The organism is Pseudoalteromonas sp. SA25 (assembly GCF_011378705.1).
Lineage (GTDB): Bacteria > Pseudomonadota > Gammaproteobacteria > Enterobacterales > Alteromonadaceae > Pseudoalteromonas > Pseudoalteromonas arctica.
This window is the reverse complement of the sequence record NZ_WTKV01000009.1, coordinates 113,075-133,446: the sequence shown is the minus strand read 5'-3', so window position 1 is coordinate 133,446 and position 20,372 is coordinate 113,075. Positions and strand designations below refer to the sequence as shown.

Sequence of the window (20,372 nt, the reverse complement as noted above, 5' to 3'; positions counted from 1 at the left end):
ATGTGCACTTTAAGTTACTTCCTAACTGATGATGGCTACGAGTTGTTTTTTAATCGTGATGAACAAAAAACGCGAGAAATGGCAATCGCCCCGAGTAAGCACACAGATAACGCAATTTACCCTATCGATCCGCAAGGCGGTGGTACTTGGCTTGGTGTATCGCATTGGGGGCAAACATTAGCTTTATTAAACGATTATCAAAGTGCATTTGATATAACTGCCGTAAAGCACAGCAGAGGCCTCTTAATCCCGCATTTACTAAGCAATAATACCCCTGCATTGTCTCAATTAAAAAATATGGATTTATCGGGTTACGCGCCTTTTAAATTGTGTATTTTTCCGGATAAATTATCGCTAAATAATGGTCACATCGCTTTTGTTCGATGGGACTCAAAACAATTAATCGATTGCCAAGTTGAATCGCTTGCAACGTCATCTGGCGTTGAGCTAGAAACGGTGACACAAAAGCGTAAACAACAATTTAAACAATTTATTGACTTAAGATATCCTGCAAGTGAGCAGTTTTTAGCATTTCATTATAGCAAAGCCGAGCAGGGCCAATATGGTGTAAATATGCAAAGAGAAGATGCAATGACAGTCAGTATTAGCCATATTAAGGTAGGCAATACTATTCGCTTTAATTATTTTGATAAGCAGTCTCAGCTCATTAGCAGCATTAGTTGTTTAAAAGTGGCTGCAGCTTAACTAAATATTTTTATAGCCATAACTATTACATAATTAAAAACAAAAAAGTCGATGTAATTAATTGCATCGACTTTTTTGTTAACTGTATTTTACCTGCTGTATTAATACAGCGATAAAAATTATGAGTGATTTATATAATCATCTTTTTTATCACCAAGGTAGAGCTTAAGTAGCTTTTCAGGCGCACTTGGTAGGTGCACACTTAAAAGTAATCCAGGGGTGTGATTAAAGTTACTGTCAATTCCCATACAATGAAATTGAGCGCCTAGCTTATGATATTGCTTTAATAAAATCGGTATGTCTTTTTTATCTTCTTCTATTCCCATAACCAATGTTGATACATGATCTATGTTTAACGTGTGATCACTAATGAAGTCTTCAAACTCTGGATGAATTTTATTATTAAAAGGCGTATTGGCGCTAACACCTTGTTTATTATTAACCATAGCATGGTCAATAATTGCGACAGAACGAGGGTCGTAAAGCTTACTTAATGAAACCGTGCCATATAAAGTCCTATAACGTGGGTTTTGCGCCATAAACGCACCGATCCCTTTAAATAGCAGTAATAAGCCATGGTAACTGCCTTGATGTTTTTGAACTATAAACGAGCGACCCATTTCCAAGCACGGCTGTTGTTGATTAATAAAAGAGGGTTCAAAATTAAACATTTGCGATAAATAAAGGGCGCTCACGTCGCTATTTTTTTGTAATAAATCAGTTTGTCCAATTCGATAAGCTCCAATAATCTCTTCATTTTTATGATCAAAAATAAATAAATGCATGTAGCTTGCGTCAAACTTATCGGTATCACATGGCTCGCCGCTTCCTTCGTTTAATGTACGAAAGGTTATTTCTCTAAGGCGTGTTATTTCAGCAACACAATTAGGTATTTGATCTTGATAACCGTAATAAACGGAGTAACTTTTAAAGTCTAATAAGTGCTGCTCGCTTGGTAAGCTAGCAAGTTCACTCGTCATTTTTGTTTTATCAACATCCTGCATAATCGCTTTTAGTTGCATTGACTGGGCATCTTCTTGCCAAGGTGTTACAAAGCGTTCATCGTTTGAATAGCAAAGCAGGCGCGCAATATCGTTAATGTCGTCAGTTTTCTCAAATTTATTTAATAACTTGGGTGTAAGTAAATTACCAGCACCTAAATTAATGGACCTTTTTTGAATTTTAAGTAATTCACGTATTAGCATTAATAATCTAAATCGGTAGTAAATACGTCCCAAATTGTAAAACATAGGGCTATTTTGACCACTAATAAACACAGGTAATAAAGGGGCTTGTGTTTTTAAGGCTAGTTGAGCCGCTAAGCGATTCCATTGACCGTCGGTTACACGTTGTTTTTTTGATTGAAAAAACGAAACCCTGCCAGCAGGAAAAACCACAAGTAAACCATCGTTATTTACATGTTTAAAACACTGTTTAATTGCACTGGTATTAATGGCTGCTTTTGGTTTTAGCGGATTGGCAAAAATAAAATAATCTTTAATTTCTGTAAATATTTTTAAACCAACGTTAGCCATTACTTTAGTATCGCTACGATAATGGGTGAGTAATTTGGCAATTATTACGCCCTCAATCATGCCATAAGGATGGTTACATACTACTATGCAAGGGCCTTGCTTAGGTATTTTGTTAATAACACTTTGTGCGCCAAGTACATTAATACCCAATACATTTAAAAGCTTTTCACTAAACTCCTGCTTATCTAAACCCGATAAATTATTAGAGAGGTATATATCACGCAGTTTATTTATACCTAATAAGCTATCGAGTAGTGGAGCGGCTACTTTTAATATATGACCCAAAGGCGAGGCTGTGTTTATTGCAGCCACACTTAGGTTTGATACGGGGTGGTTTAGTTTTGTCATATATTAGTACTCTTAAGAATTTAAAGCAGTTGTTATTAAGTGCTGTGTATATTGAGACCGAGGCAAAACAATATTATGTTCAAGAAAGGTTAATAAAGTTCGCTTTTTTATAATGATTAGATAAATTTTATAGTTAAATCACCTGCTTTTTAGTGATAAGCAATTTAGTGTAGTTGAGATGAAAGTGTTTAATTATTAAAAAGTAAAATAATCAGAATTACAATGCAGCTCAAATAGGGCTGTAAATAATGCTTTTAGTTATATATAACTACTTACAACTCAAAAACTAGACTTTTAGGCTTAATTAATGATATTTAAGGTACATATTCCTTAATAGAAAAATCCCGCCTTTATGCTAATTACTTTGCCCGTATCTGAGCTTACTCCTGGTATGTATGTTGATAGCGTTACTAAGCAACATGAAGGGATCAATAGCATAAAAATTAAGACCAGTGGCTTAGTGCGCGATAGATCTATTATTAAGCGTTTAGTCTCTGAAGGGGTGCTTGAGCTGCTTATAGATTTTGCTAAAGGTGATGCCCCAGTTCCTGCCAAATATAAGCCTCAAAGCAAACCTAAAACATCTAATAGCCAGCAAAAAGCCGAAAAAACACCTATAGCAATCTCAATTGAACAAGAATTTGCTAAAGCGAGTGTCAATTACGATCAGCATGGCCGAAAGCTACAGTCGTTATACGGTGACTTAACATCTGGCCTGAGTGTTAATATAAAAGTGCTTGATGAAATAGCCAGCGAAATAGTCAGCTCAGTTTTTCGTAACGCCAACGCCATGACTATTCTTACTCGTATAAAAGATAAACACAGCTATAACTGGCGGCATATGATCAACTGCGCCATTTTTACCGCTGTATTTGCTAAATACTTAGGGTACAAAATGGCTGTTGTGCAAGAGCTTGCCATGGGCGCGTTACTTCATGATTTAGGCCAAGCTAAATTACCGCAGGGTATATTTTCAAAGCCAACTAAGGTTACTAATAATGAGCTCTTAGCGATTAAAAAGCATGTAGCGCAAGGTTTGGGTTTAGTTAAAGGCGAGAAGGGTATAACACCCCTTATGCTTGATATGATAGTGAATCATCATGAGCGCTTAGATGGCTCTGGTTATCCGCGAGGCCTACAGGCAGAGAAGTTAAGTCGTCCAGCGCGTATAATGGCAATTGTAGATGTGTACGATGCAATGACTGCCGATAGAATGCATCAAGATGGTGATGAACCAATCAACGCATTGCGGTACTTATTAGCCAATAAGCAATTGTTTGATGGTGAGTTAGTACAGCGTTTTATAAAGTGTTTAGGGGTTCATCCGGTAGGAACTATTGTAAAATTAACGAATGAACGTTTAGCCTTAGTGCTTGAAGGGAACGTATTAAATCCTATTAAACCTAAAATTAAGCTATTTTATAATGCTAAGCACAATCATCATGTTACACCGAAAGACATCGATTTAAGTGAGCACACTCAAGAGCTTAAAATACTATCAAGTGTTAAGCCCTTAGATTATCAGATTAATTTGTCTCGCCTGCTAAAAGAGCATTTGTTGAATTAGCCTTACTGCATTGCCTTTTTTTAGTTTGTTTTGCAGAAATAAACGCACCCAAAAAGCAATTTCCCATCAGCGTTAACCATAACAAAGTGCCTAGCTCTACGTGCAATGCAAAACAACACAGCGCTAAAGAAATCAACGCATTTAACATTGCCCCTAGCCAATAATGGTTTACGGGGTTATCGCATTGTCCTGCTTGAGTACATGCACAGTAGTTTGCTTTGTAAAAGCAAAACACACTCGCCCCACAAAATATTAGCCCTGTAATAATAAATAAAATGATCACAGTTTTACTTCCATTGCGATTTTATAATGAGTGTAAGTTGCTACTAATTTCAAGTCAATCTAAATGATAACTAATTACATTTAGAGTGTTTACTCTAATACCACACTTCTCATCCGATGAGTTTTAAATAGTTGTTAAAATGTCGTTAAAAAACATGTTTTTTACTGTCTTTTGACGTATTCATAGAGTTTTTTACAAAAAATTAAGGTAGTGTAATCACGTTTTAAATCCTAATAACAACACACATAGTACCCAGACAGTCAGTTTGGTTAAGGACTCAACAATGAAATTTTCTAAAACTCTTATTGCAGCTTCGCTTGCATTTGTTTCAGCTGATAGCTTTGCAGCTGCGTTTCAATTATCAGAGCAAAATGCATCGGGTTTAGGCCGTGCATACGCTGGTGAAGCTTCTATCGCAGACGACGCGTCTGTAGTTGCACGTAACCCTGCACTAATGACTTTATTTAAAGAAAAGCAACTAAGTGTTGCTGCTATTGGCGTAATCCCAGATGTAAGCTTAGAAGGTGAAGGCGCGCCAACTGGTATTGATCAATCTTCATTAGATGACGATAGCATTGCACCAAGTGCAGTGGTACCAGCAGCTTACTTTACTATGCCTTACAACGATAAAGTATCGCTTGGTTTTGGTGCATTTTCTAACTTTGGTTTATCAACAGACTTTGACGATGACTACTCAGCAGGACAGATTGCTGGTAAAACAGAAATCTTCACCGTTAACTTAAATGCAAGCGTTGCTTATAAAGTTACTGAAAAGTTTAGCTATGGTATTGGCTTAAATGTAATTTACGCTGATGCAACTATTGTGCGTCACCTAGGAACAACTCCGCTGCCTATTCCAGATCAAACTGAAGTTGTAAATCTTGAAGGTGATGATACAGGCTATGCTTTGAACATTGGTTTAATGTATCAATTAGATGAAAACAGTCGTTTTGGTTTTAATTATCGTACAGAAACAGATATTACATTTGAAGGTACTTACTCTAACCAGTTACCTATGACAGACTTTACGCCACAAGGTTTGTCTGGAACTGAGCTTCCAGGATCTGTTGATATTACACTTCCTGCAATAGCTGAATTTTCAGGTTCTCATCAGTTAGATGAAAAACTTGGTCTTCATTACAGTATTTTATGGACAGGTTGGAGTAGCTTTGATTCATTAGAAGCACAAGTTACAGCTCCAACTGGCGATAAGTTTAGCGCATTTAATAAAGATGAAAGCTTCTCTGATTCATACCGTTTCGCTGTTGGTTCAGATTACCAATATAACGAAGATTTATTACTTCGTGCTGGTGTAGCATTTGATCAGTCTCCAGTATCACAAGATCACCTGTCGATCTCTATCCCAGATACAGATCGTTTTTGGTTCTCATTCGGTGGTAACTACACAATTGATCAAAGCTCTAACGTTGATCTTGGTGTAAGTATTATCCGTGGTAAAACTCAGAACTTTGAAGAAGATGGATTTGAGTTTGAGTCACAAGGTAATGCAGTACTTATTGGCGCTCAGTACAACTACAAGTTTTAATGTAGAAGTGTCTTGTGGTTAATCACAGGGCACAAAAAAGCCGCTCACTTTAATTAAAGTGAGCGGCTTTTTTAATGCCTATTAAATAGTGTTAATAGGCATTTTATGAAAGCTTATAAGCTTTCTATTTTAGTTTTTTGCTCAAGTAGCTTAGTTTTAGCATCGCTAAACTCAGCCAGTTTTGCATTTTCTTTAGCAAGTACAGCTTCAGGTGCGTTGTTTACAAACTTTTCGTTAGCGAGTTTGTTTTGCACTTGTGCTAGGCCTTTTTCTGCTTTTTCGAGTTGCTTATTAATACGCGAAAGCTCGGCTTCTACATCAATTAAGCCCGCCATTGGGATCATGATCTCAAGGTTGCCAACATAAGACGTTGCACATGCTGGTGCGTCGTCTTTGTTTTCAAGCATTGTAAACTCTTCAATTTTTGCAAGTGATGCCAAAAATGATTTGTTTTCTTCAATGCGGCGCACGTCGTCGCTCGATGCATTAGCAAGTAATACGCTAAGTGGTTTACTTGGACTAATATCCATTTCACCACGAATATTACGAATAGCTAAAATGAATTGTTTAACCCACTCCAAGTCATCCATCGCTTTAGCATCAACGCTTGCTTCATTATATACAGGGAACGGCTGAACCATAATGCTGGTGTTTGCTGTTTCAAGGCCTGCAAGTGGTGCAACACGCTGCCAAATAGTTTCAGTGATGTATGGCATCATTGGGTGCATTAAACGCAGTAAGCTTTCAAGTACGGTAATAAGTGTATTACGTGTACCACGTTGCTGAGCTTCATTACCTTTAAATAATACCGGCTTAGTTAGCTCTAAGTACCAATCACAGAACTGGTTCCAAGTGAATTCGTAAAGCGTGTTAGCAGCTAAGTCAAAACGGTAGTTATCTAAATGCTCTGTATAGGTTTTAACGGTTGCTTCATATTGACCTAAAATCCAGCGGTCAGCTAATGAAAGCTCCGTTTGAGCACCGTTTGCAAAACCACAGTCTTGCTCTTCTGTATTCATTAATACGTAACGGCTCGCGTTCCATAATTTGTTACAGAAGTTACGGTAACCTTCAAGGCGGTTCATATCCCAGTTAATATCGCGACCGGTAGATGCCATTGCAGCAAGGGTAAAACGAAGGGCGTCGGTACCGTGTGCTTCAATACCGCCTGCAAATACTTTACGCGTATCTTTTTCGATTTTAGCGGCAAGTTTTGGCTGCATCATGTTACCAGTACGTTTTTGTACTAGGTCTTCAAGTTCAATGCCGTCAATCATGTCTAGTGGGTCAAGTACGTTACCTTTTGACTTAGACATTTTATCGCCATTGTCGTCACGTATTAAGCCAGTTACATATACGGTTTTAAACGGAACTTGTGGTTTGCCATTTTCGTCTTTTACAAAGTGCAGCGTCATCATAATCATGCGTGCAACCCAGAAGAAAATAATATCAAAACCAGTTACCAACACGTCAGACGGGTGGAAGGTTTTTAAATCATCGGTATTTTCTGGCCAACCTTGTGTAGAGAAAGTCCAAAGCGCTGATGAGAACCACGTATCAAGTACGTCTTCGTCTTGGCTTAGCGTTACGTTATCTGCAATGTTGTTTTCACTGCGTACTTCAGCTTCGTCGCGACCAACAAATACGTTACCTTCATTGTCGTACCAAGCTGGGATACGGTGACCCCACCAAAGCTGGCGTGAAATACACCAATCTTGTACGTCGTTCATCCACGAGAAGTACATGTTTTCGTATTGCTTAGGTACAAATTGAATATCGCCATTTTTAACAGCGTCTTTTGCAGGCTCAGCAAGTGGTGCAACACGTACATACCATTGGTCGGTAAGTAGTGGCTCAATTACAACACCAGAGCGATCGCCGTAAGGAACCGTTAAACCATGGTCTTCAATTTTTTCAAGTAGGCCAAGTTCTTCAAATTCAGCCACAATTGCTTTACGCGCTGCAAAACGATCAAGGCCGCGCAAGCGCTCAGGAATTGGCGCATCAAACTCAAGCTCTTTACCGTCAAAGGTGTATGTTTCACCTTGGGTAAGAATAGCGGCGTCTTTATCGAAAATGTTGATCATCGGCATTTGATGACGCTTGCCCACTTCGTTATCGTTAAAGTCGTGCGCTGGGGTTATTTTTACACAGCCCGTGCCTTTATCTTTATCGGCATGTTCGTCAGCAACAATTTTAATACGACGATTAACGATGGGTAATAAAATCTCTTTACCGATTAAATCTATGTAGCGTTCGTCATCAGGGTTTACTGCAACACCTGAGTCGCCAAGCATGGTTTCTGGACGGGTTGTAGCTACTACAATGTAGTCTTTTCCATCTTGCGTTGTAACGCCATCAGCTAGTGGGTAACGTAAGTTCCACATGTGGCCTTTTTTGTCTTTGTTTTCAACTTCAAGATCAGAAATAGCTGTGTGTAATTTAGGATCCCAGTTTACTAGGCGTTTACCACGGTAAATTAGGTTTTCTTTGTGAAGGCGTACAAACACTTCTTTAACGGCTTCAGATAGGCCATCGTCCATTGTAAAGCGTTCACGATCCCAATCAACCGATGCGCCAAGGCGACGAAGTTGTTTGGTAATAGTGCCGCCCGATTCTTTTTTCCATTCCCAGATTTTATTAATAAAATCTTCGCGGCCTAAATCGTGGCGTGTTTTGCCTTCTTCGGCATGCAGTTTACGCTCAACTAACATTTGCGTTGCAATACCTGCGTGGTCAGTACCTACTTGCCATAATGTGTTGTTACCTTGCATACGTTTAAAACGCGTTAGGGTATCCATTATTGTATCTTGGAAGGCGTGGCCCATGTGTAAGCTACCAGTGACATTTGGCGGCGGGATCATAATTGAATATGGTACGCCTTTGCCAGATGGCTTAAAGTAGCCTTTTTGTTCCCAGTCTTGATATAGAGACTGTTCAATATCTTGCGGATTGTAGGTTTTATCCATTACACAGAACCTTAAATAAGTACTTAAATTAGTTGGTTAGTTTGCCTGATTGGCTAGCTATTAATATCTTGCGTGGTGAGATTGGCACCGAGTTGGCGTAGCTTTTTAAAACGCTCGCGGGCTGCTTGTTTAGCCGCTGCTTCTACGGGTACAAAATCAAAAACTTGGTTAAACCGACGAATGTAATCCGGTAACTGAGTAGCCAAGTTAATTAAAACTTTACGATTGCCAACAGGTGGCGTAATACCAATTTCTACAGGTGCGCCGCCTTTAGGGCCTTCACCTTGTAAATTATGTGGCACAAAACTATCTGGATCGAATGCCCAAATTATTTCATCAATGGCACAGGCTGCTTCGTTATCGTTAACACAAATAAACACACGCTGCCCATTTCGATACTGATCGGCCGCAATTTGAGCAGCCAAAGCAAAATGATCGTCAGCCTTCGCTTTAGACTCATCTTGTTGCTTTAGAACGAAAAATTTAGCGTTCATGTTCATTGTATCGGGGTTTCCCATGACATTGAATGCATACCAAATTGATATACATAAATTAAGAGGCAGATTTTGCCATATAACGGGGTTTGCTTCAATTAATACACAAATAAATAAGGCGCCAAACGGCGCCTTATAAGTAGCTAAACAGTGTGTTTAATCTTGAGCAGCTTCGCTTACGCCAGCTCTATTTAATAAATACTGAGTAAGCATTGGTACAGGACGACCCGTTGCGCCTTTTTTAGCGCCACTGCGCCACGCTGTACCGGCAACATCTAAATGCGCCCAATGATACTTTTTAGTAAATTTAGACAAGAAACATGCCGCAGTAATAGTACCCGCAGAGCGTCCACCTAAGTTTGTAAAGTCAGCAAATGGGCTTTCTAGCTGATCTTGATAGTCATCCCATAACGGTAACTGCCATGCACGGTCGCCACTTTGCTCAGACGCTTTTAATAAATCGTGTGCAAGTGGGTTATGGTTTGATAGTAAACCAGTCGCATGCGCGCCAAGGGCTACAATACAAGCGCCAGTAAGTGTTGCTACGTCAATAACAGTATCCGGGTTAAAACGTTCAACGTACGTTAGTGCGTCGCACAACACTAAACGACCTTCAGCGTCGGTGTTTAACACTTCAACTGTTTGCCCCGACATTGTTGTTAAAATATCACCCGGGCGATACGCGTTTGAGCCAGGCATGTTTTCACAACCAGCTAAAACACCAATAACGTTAATTGGCAATTGCATTTGTGCAAGTGCACGCATTGCACCAATAACACCTGCAGCGCCGCCCATGTCGTATTTCATTTCGTCCATGCCTTCGCCTGGTTTTAATGAAATACCGCCTGAGTCAAACGTTAAGCCTTTACCAACAAGTACAATAGGGGCTTGGTCGTCAGCGGCACCTTTGTAGTTAATAATCGACATAATTGATTCGTTATCACTACCTCGGCCAACAGCTAGGTAAGAATTCATGCCTAGTTCTGCCATTTGCTTTTCGCCAATAATATCAACAGTGATGTTGTCAAAATTAGTTGCCAACTCTTGTGCTTGCTCGCCTAAATACACTGGGTTACAAATATTTGGTGGCATATTAGCCACGTCTTTACACAGCTTACTACCTGCAGCAATGGCTAAACCATGCTCAATGGCACTTTCGCCAATAGTTAGTTCGCGTCGTGTTGGTACGTTAAACACCATTTTACGAAGTGGACGACGAGGGTCTACTTTTTTACTTTTTAATTGGTTAAACGTATATAAGCAATCTTGCGTTGTTTCTACTGCTTGACGAACTTTCCAGTAAGTGTCGCGACCTTTAACGTGTTGCTCTGTTAAAAAGCAGACTGCTTCCATAGAGCCTGTTTCGTTTAAGGTATTAATAGTTTTAGAAATAATTTGTTTATATTGCTTATCATCAAGCTCGCGCTCTTTACCACAACCAACAAGCAATATGCGCTCGCTTAATACATTGGGTACATGATGCAATAATAAAACTTGGCCTGGCTTACCTTCTAAGTCGCCACGGCGAAGTAAATTAGAGATATAGCCATCACTAATTTTATCGAGTTGTTCACCAATGGGGGATAACCTACGTGGCTCGTAAACGCCAACCACAATACATGCGCTGCGCTGTTTTTCTGGGCTACCACTTTTTACGTTAAATTCCATTGTCACTCCTGATTTTGAGTCATTTAAGTTAGTAAGTTGGGGCTAAAAAAGTATTTTCTAGTCTTATCTACGTAACTTATGTGCGGATAATTTTAATTTTAGCTGATTTTGCTAGACTCTTACTGTGTAATTGAACTTTATATGCTTAAGGGCTACTAATGCAACATTATATCGTGCACTTAGGTAGGATAATTAAATTTGATGGCTTATAATAATAGCCTATTTGCCGGTATTAATTGGGTAAAATAGCTATTTAACTATTCAATTCTCACTATCGTAGTGAAATTCCATGTTTAACAGGGGCGAGCATTGCTAATTTTCCGTTATTTGACCGCTGAGGTTTTAAAATCGCAGGTCGCCGTATTTTTAACTTTAATGACAATATTTTTGTCACAAAAGTTAGTTGGTATTTTAGGTGATGCCTCTGAGGGCAGCATTCCTGCTAAATTAGTGCTATCGATGATTGCACTAAAGCTTCCACAACTAGCCTCGCTAATACTTCCGCTGAGTATATTTTTAGGCATTATTTTGGCTTACAGCCGTATTTACGCCGATAGCGAAATGACCGTCCTTAAAGCCTGTGGCGTAAGTGAATGGTATGTTGTGCGCGTAACGCTTATATCAAGCGTTGGGCTTGCCATATTAGCCGCTGCATTGACTATGTATATAGCGCCGTGGGCAAGCGAGCAAGAGTATCAATTGAAAGAACAAGCCAAAGCCGATGCGGGATTATCTGCACTCAGAGCAGGGCGGTTCCAAGAAACCGGTAACGAAAAAGCCGTGGTGTTTATTCATAATATTGAAAAAGGCGGCAAAGAGCTTAATAAGGTATTTGTTGCACAGTTACCTGATAGTGAAAAAGGCAATCTAGCGCGCTTAGTATATGCACAGCAAGGTGTTGTGGTTGAAGCCGTAAATGGTGAGCAACAGCTAGTACTAACAGACGGTAAACGTTACGAAACAGACGGCACAACGCCTGCACTTAATTTAACAGAATTTGATGGTTACAGCGTACAAATACGAGAACAAGAAATAGAGCATCAACGCCGTAAATTAGAGGCTGTGCCAACTAACCAATTATTGGCTATAAACACTCCTGAATCTATTGCTCAATGGCAATGGCGACTCGCTATTCCGTTATCAATCCCGCTACTTACCTTACTGGCAGTACCACTAAGTGTGGTTAATCCTCGCCAAGGTAAATTTGCAAAACTAGTGCCTGCTATTAGCTTGTACTTAGGTTACTTTATTTTACTAAATGCCGCTAAATTTGCAGTTGAAGATGGCAAAATCCCGCCTTCAATCGGCTTGTGGTGGATTCACCTAAGTGCCTTGTTTATAGGTGGGTTATTAATTATAAAAGGGCGACCACTGGGCGCTTGGCTTAAAGCCGTTGTAACTAAGCGGGAGTTAGGCTCATGATGAAAACGCTTGATTGGTATTTAGGCCGCAGTATTTTACAAACTACTGGCTTTGCATTGTTGGTACTTGTTGGTATTAGCACCTTAATTAAATTTATCGACCAGTTGAAGTCGGTAGGGCGCGGCAGTTACGACTTAATGACTGCAATGCTTTACACGCTTTACACAATACCTGGCGATTTAGTGGTGTTTTTTCCGATGGCCGCGCTAATTGGTGGCTTAACGGGTTTGGGGGCACTTGCCTCAAACAGTGAGCTGGTAGTGATGCAAGCCGCTGGTATGTCGCGCTTACAAATAATTGGTTCAGTGATGAAAACGGCCATATTTATGGCTGTATGCATGATGGCACTTGGCGAATGGGGTGCACCTGAAGCGCAATTACACGCTAAAGAAATGCGAAACCAAGCAATACATGGCGGCGATGTGTTTAATACACAAAAAGGTGTATGGGCTAAAGACGGCAATAATTTTATTAATATTGAAGATGTTGATGAAAACGGCAGGCTCAACGGGGTACACATGTACCACTTTGATAAATCGTTAGAGCTTACCCAAATTACTAAAGCAAGAGATGCACTGAGCCGAAAAGAAGGCTGGCTACTTCGTGACGTAAATAAGGTTATTATTACGAGCGAAAAAACCACAACAGAGCAATTACCAGAAGAGTTTTACCCTTCGCAACTCACAGCTGAAAAGTTAGGGGTTGTTTCGGTAAAACCGGAGTCACTTTCATTTACTGGGCTTTGGTCGTATTTAAGTTACTTAGAGCAAAACGAACAAGACACAAGTACCTACGAGCTTGCTCTATGGCGTAAGTTGATGCAGCCAGTATCTGTTGCGGTAATGCTGCTGGTGGCGCTCTCGTTTATATTTGGCCCGCTGCGTACCGTTACTATGGGCGCACGTATTATTATGGGTGTTGTAACGGGGATTGTGTTTCACTTAACTAATGAAATATTTGGCCCTGTCGTTATGGTTTACCAAATACCAGCCATTATAGGTGCGGTATTGCCCAGTATTATATTTATAGGCTTTGCGACGTATTTGATGAATAAACGGGTATAGAGTGCCTATTCAAAGCATTAAAAAGGGTGACCACTGGTCACCCTTTTTGCTTTTTAATTACCGCTTAACTACCGCTTAACTCACGATTTGAAAAGTTGGTATTAATCAAGCTCACTATAAATACGTCTGTTTTCTTCTTTAGTAAGCGCAATAACTTCTGTTTTAGAGATGTAATCTTGCAGTGCTTTTTTGTTTTTAAAATCTACTAACACCACCAAATTACCTAAACCGAGTAAAGCGCTAACGCTGCGGATAATTGATTGCGGCCAGCTAATTAAATTACCCTCAAGAGTTTGTACTTTTAAACGCCATGCACGCATGCCAATGGTTTGCCCGCTTTTAGTCCAAAAGTAGCCAAAAAATACTAAGGTAACAATAATTAAAAGAGCGGTACGAATACCCGAAAGAAGATTTGAATTTTGAATAAAGGCAGATACATCCTCTGCGCCGTTTAAACTAATTACATCGAGAGAAATAAGCCCTTGTACTGCAAATAAATACAGCACTACAGTTAACATCGCAAACGCAATAATGGCTAACGTATCGTAAACTAACGACGCAAAACGGCGCCAAAAACCAGCACGTGGAAACTCACCCGACATAAATACACTCTCACTATTAATATGCGAGCTAGTTTAGCAAAAAAGCTTACAAATACTAAGACATGTTAATGCTTAGAGAGGGAATTGATTTTATTGCTTTAAGTTATTACCTACAGGGGAAATGAAAAAGACCCTGCTATTGGTAGTAAGGTCTTTTAATTTATAGCGGATTTAACCTAGCTTTATAGCAAGGTATTTTATGTCGTCACCACTTATTTGCGGTAAAAAATAAATATCGCCGTATTTAAAATACTGCTGCGAGTTAATTATTACGGCCTGTGCTGCCTGAGGCAATGAATCGTAAGTTTGGCCCAAGCTATAATCATTCACATTACCCACTTTTATTGCCTGATTAAGACGGGTTGGTGGCTCATCAACCACTGTATAACCGTCATTATTTGCGACGTAATACACGTTTTGATATGTGTAGTAGGTGGTATTGTGATGCTTAAAATGCCTGTAATTTCTTGGTAGCGTATTTATACGCAGGCCTCTAGGTGGCGTAACTACGTGGTAGCCTCTTCTAGCTTTACGGTAGTAAAGGCCGTCGTTAAACGTAAACGAAATACCATTAAATCTAATCGATGCGCTATTGCGTGGTAAATGGTTTATAAATCGATTTTGTCTGTAAGCGACTGAATTATTATGGTTTGTTAAGTAGTTATATTTGCGCTGGTTGTAGCGGTATTGTTCACGCTTTTCCTGCTTGTACTTAGCAAGTTTACGTTTTTCTTGCTTACGGTCTTCTCGTTTTTCTTTTTTATGCTCAATACGCTGCTTTTTTTCATGGCGGCGTTCATCGCGTTTATATTCAACACGTTTGTCGTGGTCACGTTTAAAGCTTTTATCATTCTCTCGCTCGTTTTGTGCTCCAAGCGCAGAGCCTGATACTGCGCCAATGGAGAGCAGTGCAGGTAGTAAAAAAGTAAGTTTCATAGTATTGCCTCGTTTATGTTTTTACATAACTGGGTTCAATACTAGCGGTTCAAACTGAATGTTAACTGACATATAACAGCAAACGGAGCTATGCTTACAGCTTTTTACATTTTACTGACAGTTATTGACATACTTAGTTATTTTTGACGATTTTTGAGGGTGACTCTGTTCTTTGTAAGTATATTTATTACGAGAGATATTTTAATAATTTTGCTATTAAATTATGTATTTGGACTTTTTTGTTGTGCTTAGAAAACGTTATTTCCGTGCATTTTAGATGGGAAAATACCAATAATAGAGTTTAAATGGTGTAAAAAGCTAAGTTTGCGGCGCGTTGTTTATTGCCGCAAACATGACTTTATATTTTAAAGTGCGCATTTATCTTTTAATAAATTTAAGGCTAGGGTGATACGTTATGACATTAACTTTAACAAATGCTGTGTTATTAACGTTTCTTTTAACAACTTTAACTGGAACATACTTGATTACCTTAGTTTGGTTAATTTTTTTCAGTTCTCGTTTTAGCTGAACCTTTTTATATTCTTGCTTTGTATATCTATCATGTGGTGCTGCAAATGCAGAACTAGATAAAGTGCCAATAACTAATAGTGCAGGTAGTATAAATGTAAGTTTCATAATATTGCCTCGTTTGTGGTTAACATGGCTAGTATTGACGTTTGAAACTGAATGCCAACTGCATGCAGGGCAACTGTAGGGAGGCTTTACACCCCTTTACTTATCTTTACTATTCTTGACGCTAACACCAATCCGCAGTAATACTTAATCAATTTGAGAGATTCAATCTAACGCTAACTCTATTAAAAAATGACTGATATATGGCTGCATAAATGCAGAAGGTAGAAAAATGAAAGAGCAATTGTCGAGAACAACTAATAACAAATTCAGCAGTGTTATCAACACCGTTTTCTTACCTCAGAACAGGTAGCTTAATTAAGCTACCTGTTATAAAACCGTATCGGTTCTATACCAATACCAATCCTTATCCCATATATCGTTTAGAGTTTAGGTTGGCTACTTTTGATAAAAAGGATAATCGCTATAACCTACTTCAGTACCGCCATACATAGTGGCTGCATCGGCCTCGTTAAACGTCCAATTATTCGCTATACGCTCTGGTAAATCAGGGTTAGCTATAAATGGGCGACCAAATGCAAATAAGTCACCGTAACCTTCACCTAAAATACGTACCGCTTTTTCTACTGTGTATTTACCAGCATAAATGATGCGACCTGAAAATTCAGCTCGTACTGCTTTATAAAATTCTTGTGGTAAATCAGGAGCATTTTCCCAATCAGCTTCCGCTATTGATAAGTAAGCAATACCTGCTTGCTCAAGCACTTTAACGGCTTGTACATAAGTATGGTGAGGGTTTGATTCAACAAGTCCTAAATACACTCGTGTTTCATCTGTGCTTTCAAATAAAGGAGCAAAGCGAACACCTAAACGATCAGAGCCTACAACGTCACTTACCGCTTCAACTATCTCTTTTAAAAAGCGCAGGCGATTACTAAGCGTTCCACCGTATTGATCGTCACGGTTATTAGTATGTTCAGAAATAAACTGATTAACTAAATACCCGTTAGCACAATGAAGCTCTACGCCATCAAAGCCTGCTTCTAGAGCATTACGTGCAGCTTGCGCATACATGTTTATCAGTTCGCCAACTTCAGTTGTTGTTAGTGCACGAGGCTCACTTGGGCCAGCCAATGCGCCTTCACCAGGTGCGGTTTCAATAAATACTTTTACATTGTCAGCAGTAATATCTGAAGGGCCAACCGGTTTACCTGAATTTGGTTGTAGTGTGGCGTGCGATACGCGCCCTACATGCCAAAGCTGAGCAAAAATAACACCGCCTTTAGCATGTACTGCATGTGTTACTTTTTTCCAGCCTTCAATTTGTGCTTGTGAGTGAATACCTGGGGTCCAAGCGTAGCCTTGTCCACGAGGTTCTATTTGTGTGCCTTCGGTAACCATAAAACCAGCCGATGCCCGCTGCGCATAATACTCAGCCATTAATTCATTAGGAATATTGCCAGGCTGAGTGCTGCGAGAGCGAGTAAGAGGTGGCATCACAATACGGTTTTTAAGTGTAAAAGGGCCAAGCTCAATTGATGAGAATAAAGGGGCGGTATTAACTAATTCTGATTTCATTTTAAATTCTCTTATAAAGCAAACAAAGGCTTAAATAGTGGTTAAGCAACATTGGCAGCATAGAGATTTAAAGATACAATTTGAAACAACACTTTTTTGTGCAGCATACAATTATGAATGGTATTGGTCGGCTTGATATAAAACAGTTAAGAGTACTCAGTAGCTTATTAGAACTGCAAAATCTTTCGCAAGTAGCCAAAAAAATGGGGTTAACGCAACAAGCTATTAGTGAGCAACTACGAAAGCTACGAGACTTATTTGACGATCGCTTGTTTATCCGCCAAGGTAATAACATGGTTGCTACTCCTAAAGCGCAAGGACTCAAGGCGCCTGTTAATCATATTTTAAAGCAATTAGAATCGTTACTAGAGCCCGAGCTGTTTAGTCCGCAAACTTATAAAGGTGTGTTTACCATAAGCGCAACCGACTACGCCACGCAGGCTTTATTGCCGCAATTATTTAATATTACCCGCAGCGAAGCGCCAGGTTTAAAGCTGATTGTGCGCGACTTTGCGTCTGACAACGTTAATCAACTTATAACAGCAGGCGAGCTTGATTTGCTGATAAGCTTTCCAGAATTTATACCCGACAACCTTTCTTATATCACTTTGTTTGAAGAGCAGCATTTGTGTATTACCGGTATAGGTAATACTACTTACACTGAACCTTTGAGCTTGGCGCAATTTGCAAAGCATTCACAGCTAGTGGTATCGCCATCACGCGCTAATTTGCGCGGATCGCACGATCAGTGGTTTGAAAGCCAAGGGCTAAAACGTAATATTGTAATGTCGGTCCCGAGCTTTTCAGCGGTGCCCGATATTTTACATACAACCGATATGCTCGCGTTTTACCCATCAAGATTATTACCAAACAGCAAAGTTAAACAGCTAAAAATAGAAGCTCTGCCTCCTACATTTAAAGTAATAGCCGCATGGCATCCGCGTACCAATAACAGCCCAATCCATAAATGGTTGATAGAGCAGCTGCAAAACCTATAACAGTAAACTTTAATGCAAGTATTAAAGCAAATACTGTTACCATAATTAACGATGGTTATTAAAGATTGTCGTCAGCTAATTGCAGTGTCCTTCAATTGTGTTTTAAGTGCGGTAAAGGAATTATAAAGCTAAATGTTTAAGTTATTTTTTGGTGTTTTTTGCTGTCTACTTTGTTTCGGCACTTTGGCTAACGCAGTAAAAGAAGATGTTGAAAAAATACTAAGTGGTCATTTAACGAGTAATCAAAGTCGTGGGCTTATGGATAAGTTAGAGCGCAACCTACCTTATCCTTCTGTGCTCGATACTGCTCGAGTTAAAACTGTAAAGTGTTGGTTTTATGACCCCCAAAATGACAAGAATCATATAGCATTAAATGATTTACTGTCAGATGCTAATCAAGCAATCAAAAAAGCTGACTCCCCTAAATTAAAACTCGATTTACAAACATGCCAGGCATTTAATTTATACCAACAAGGAAAAGTAAGTGCGGCCACTTCAATGACCAAAAATGTTATTAGTGACACCTCTAAAAATCCAGAACTTTATTACCAACATGCGACAGCTAACTTAATTTTAGGAAGGATTTTTCGTTCGCAAGGCTCGTATCAGCAAGCTTTTTTAGCATTTCAGCAAGCTTATAATTCCTTTGAACAAGGCGGCTTTTCTTACGACAAAGCGCTCATACTTAAAGAGATAGGGCTTATTCATGCCGATCTTCACAATTTTTTGCTGGCTGAAGAACAATTACAAAGAGCGATTAATGAGCTGACAAATTACAATGAGCAAGAGTGGTACATAGCCACAGATATCCTAGCCCAAGCTTATGAAGCCCAAGGTAATTACCAAAAAGCGGTAATGCTGTACAACAGTATACTCCCAGCCGTTATTAAGTATGAAGACGATGAAGGGAGTGCTTACCTACTCTTTAAAATCGCACAAATAAATATTCAATTAAATGAGCTGCAAGAGGCTAAACAATACTTAAATCAAGCTAGGGATTTAACGCTAAATAGTGAGTGGATTAAATTTATTCAATCAATAACAACAGCTGAGTGGTTAATTAAAAAGGGCCGCCTAGATGAAGCAGAACTTCTTTATTTAGATTTTGAACAAAATAGTTCTCAAGTATGGTCAGTTGACTCTTTAACTCGTTTTTTAGAATTTAAGCGTGAATTAGCAGTGCAAAAAAGTAATTATCAGCAAGAAGCCTTAGCTCAAAGAGAGTTATTAAAAATCGCAGATAAAAAAGTGCAAGAAATTGCAGATAATACATTACTTTCTCAACGTTTAGCATTTGATTGGGAACAGCAAAAACGAGAAATAACAAGGCTAAAAGAATCGTCAGAGGTAAAAGAGCAGTTATTAAATTTAGCTAATGAAAAAGCATTTTGGCAAATCGCATCGTTGCTATTTTCTATTGGGTTAATATTGATTTTAGCTTACATAACTTATAAACAAACTCAGCATAAACAGCGATTCAAAACACTTGCATTAAAAGACGAATTAACAGACATCGCTAATCGTAGAGCAATATTTGCATTTAAATACAACGCGATTAAAAAAAGCGAGTTTTTAGGAAGCGCGTGTTCATTAATTGTTATTGATATAGACCACTTTAAACAAGTAAACGATACATACGGACATGATATTGGCGATGAAGTTATTATCTCTACTGTTAAATTTATAGAAAAAAACATTCGTCAAACAGATTGCGCAGGTAGGGTCGGCGGAGAAGAATTTTTAGTTGTTTTACCTAATACAGCACTTAGTTTTGCGCATGAAGTTGCCCAGCGTATACGCGAAAATATTGAGAATGTTACTCATACCTCACTCCATATAAAATCAACAGTAAGTATTGGTGTAGTAGAAGTTAAAGCGGGCGAAGCCCCAAAAGATGCATCTCGACGAGCTGATGAAAAATTATACGCAGCTAAAAATGCAGGCCGTAATAAAGTAATGGTTTAATAACTCAATAATTATTGAGTTATTAAACGGCTAGTGATTTTTATTTATTATTGAAAAATATAGCAAGCTAATTCATCTAATACTCATATGTATTTAGA

General features: G+C 39.0%; 16 protein-coding genes. 7 read left to right on the top strand and 9 right to left on the bottom strand.

Annotation, left to right across the window (positions count from 1 at the left end):
• Positions 1–705 carry an NRDE family protein gene (locus GQR45_RS09615; protein WP_010554885.1) on the top strand — a complete coding sequence of 235 codons (705 nt, stop codon included), beginning with the start codon at positions 1–3 and terminating at the stop codon, positions 703–705.
• Between the two features lie 119 nt (positions 706–824).
• Here GQR45_RS09615 and GQR45_RS09610 read toward each other — a convergent pair whose 3' ends face one another.
• Positions 825–2,588 (bottom strand): GNAT family N-acyltransferase, encoded by a 1,764-nt coding sequence (locus GQR45_RS09610; RefSeq protein ID WP_165725769.1) that lies wholly within the window; start codon positions 2,586–2,588, stop codon positions 825–827.
• Positions 2,589–2,940: 352 nt separating this feature from the next.
• Between GQR45_RS09610 and GQR45_RS09605 the strand changes: the two genes are divergently transcribed.
• Complete coding sequence (locus GQR45_RS09605; protein WP_007587289.1) at positions 2,941–4,155, top strand: HD domain-containing phosphohydrolase; 1,215 nt, start codon at positions 2,941–2,943, stop codon at positions 4,153–4,155.
• On the opposite strand, the gene GQR45_RS21360 is transcribed toward GQR45_RS09605, so the two are convergent.
• Positions 4,115–4,438, bottom strand: a complete 324-nt coding sequence (locus GQR45_RS21360) for a hypothetical protein (protein WP_165725768.1) — start codon at positions 4,436–4,438, stop codon at positions 4,115–4,117. The genes GQR45_RS09605 and GQR45_RS21360 overlap by 41 nt on opposite strands.
• A gap of 283 nt (positions 4,439–4,721) precedes the next feature.
• Here GQR45_RS21360 and GQR45_RS09595 point away from each other — a divergent pair, with 283 nt between their 5' ends.
• Entirely contained in the window at positions 4,722–5,984 is a 1,263-nt protein-coding gene (locus tag GQR45_RS09595; RefSeq protein ID WP_165725767.1) for an outer membrane protein transport protein, read from the top strand.
• A gap of 113 nt (positions 5,985–6,097) precedes the next feature.
• Here GQR45_RS09595 and GQR45_RS09590 read toward each other — a convergent pair whose 3' ends face one another.
• The 3 genes from GQR45_RS09590 to pepA all read right to left on the bottom strand — a co-directional run bounded on the left by GQR45_RS09590 (position 6,098) and on the right by pepA (position 11,115).
• Positions 6,098–8,953, bottom strand: coding sequence for a valine--tRNA ligase (locus tag GQR45_RS09590; RefSeq protein ID WP_165725766.1), 2,856 nt, complete (start codon positions 8,951–8,953; stop codon positions 6,098–6,100).
• A gap of 53 nt (positions 8,954–9,006) precedes the next feature.
• Positions 9,007–9,453 (bottom strand): DNA polymerase III subunit chi, encoded by a 447-nt coding sequence (locus GQR45_RS09585; RefSeq protein ID WP_007587285.1) that lies wholly within the window; start codon positions 9,451–9,453, stop codon positions 9,007–9,009.
• A 150-nt stretch (positions 9,454–9,603) separates the two neighbouring features.
• Complete coding sequence (pepA, locus tag GQR45_RS09580) at positions 9,604–11,115, bottom strand: leucyl aminopeptidase (RefSeq protein ID WP_007587283.1); 1,512 nt, start codon at positions 11,113–11,115, stop codon at positions 9,604–9,606.
• Between the two features lie 309 nt (positions 11,116–11,424).
• Between pepA and lptF the strand changes: the two genes are divergently transcribed.
• Entirely contained in the window at positions 11,425–12,537 is a 1,113-nt protein-coding gene (gene lptF, locus GQR45_RS09575; RefSeq protein WP_007587281.1) for an LPS export ABC transporter permease LptF, read from the top strand.
• A complete protein-coding gene (lptG, locus tag GQR45_RS09570) occupies positions 12,534–13,601 on the top strand; it encodes an LPS export ABC transporter permease LptG (RefSeq protein WP_007587278.1) in 1,068 nt (355 codons plus the stop codon). Before lptF ends, lptG begins: the two co-directional genes overlap by 4 nt.
• 101 nt (positions 13,602–13,702) lie before the next feature.
• On the opposite strand, the gene GQR45_RS09565 is transcribed toward lptG, so the two are convergent.
• From GQR45_RS09565 to GQR45_RS09550, 4 genes are all read right to left on the bottom strand, one after another.
• The gene (locus GQR45_RS09565; RefSeq protein WP_007587274.1) at positions 13,703–14,203 is read right to left on the bottom strand and encodes an RDD family protein; all 501 of its coding nucleotides are present in this window, start codon (positions 14,201–14,203) and stop codon (positions 13,703–13,705) included.
• A gap of 171 nt (positions 14,204–14,374) precedes the next feature.
• Positions 14,375–15,139 (bottom strand): DUF6515 family protein, encoded by a 765-nt coding sequence (locus tag GQR45_RS09560; RefSeq protein WP_165725765.1) that lies wholly within the window; start codon positions 15,137–15,139, stop codon positions 14,375–14,377.
• Between the two features lie 378 nt (positions 15,140–15,517).
• The gene (locus GQR45_RS09555; protein ID WP_010554878.1) at positions 15,518–15,775 is read right to left on the bottom strand and encodes a hypothetical protein; all 258 of its coding nucleotides are present in this window, start codon (positions 15,773–15,775) and stop codon (positions 15,518–15,520) included.
• 396 nt (positions 15,776–16,171) lie between these two features.
• Entirely contained in the window at positions 16,172–17,311 is a 1,140-nt protein-coding gene (locus GQR45_RS09550; RefSeq protein WP_165725764.1) for an alkene reductase, read from the bottom strand.
• 80 nt (positions 17,312–17,391) lie between these two features.
• Between GQR45_RS09550 and GQR45_RS09545 the strand changes: the two genes are divergently transcribed.
• Positions 17,392–18,309 (top strand): LysR family transcriptional regulator, encoded by a 918-nt coding sequence (locus tag GQR45_RS09545; RefSeq protein ID WP_206008614.1) that lies wholly within the window; start codon positions 17,392–17,394, stop codon positions 18,307–18,309.
• Between the two features lie 132 nt (positions 18,310–18,441).
• Positions 18,442–20,274, top strand: a complete 1,833-nt coding sequence (locus GQR45_RS09540) for a tetratricopeptide repeat-containing diguanylate cyclase (RefSeq protein WP_024607930.1) — start codon at positions 18,442–18,444, stop codon at positions 20,272–20,274.
• Positions 20,275–20,372: the final 98 nt, after the last annotated feature.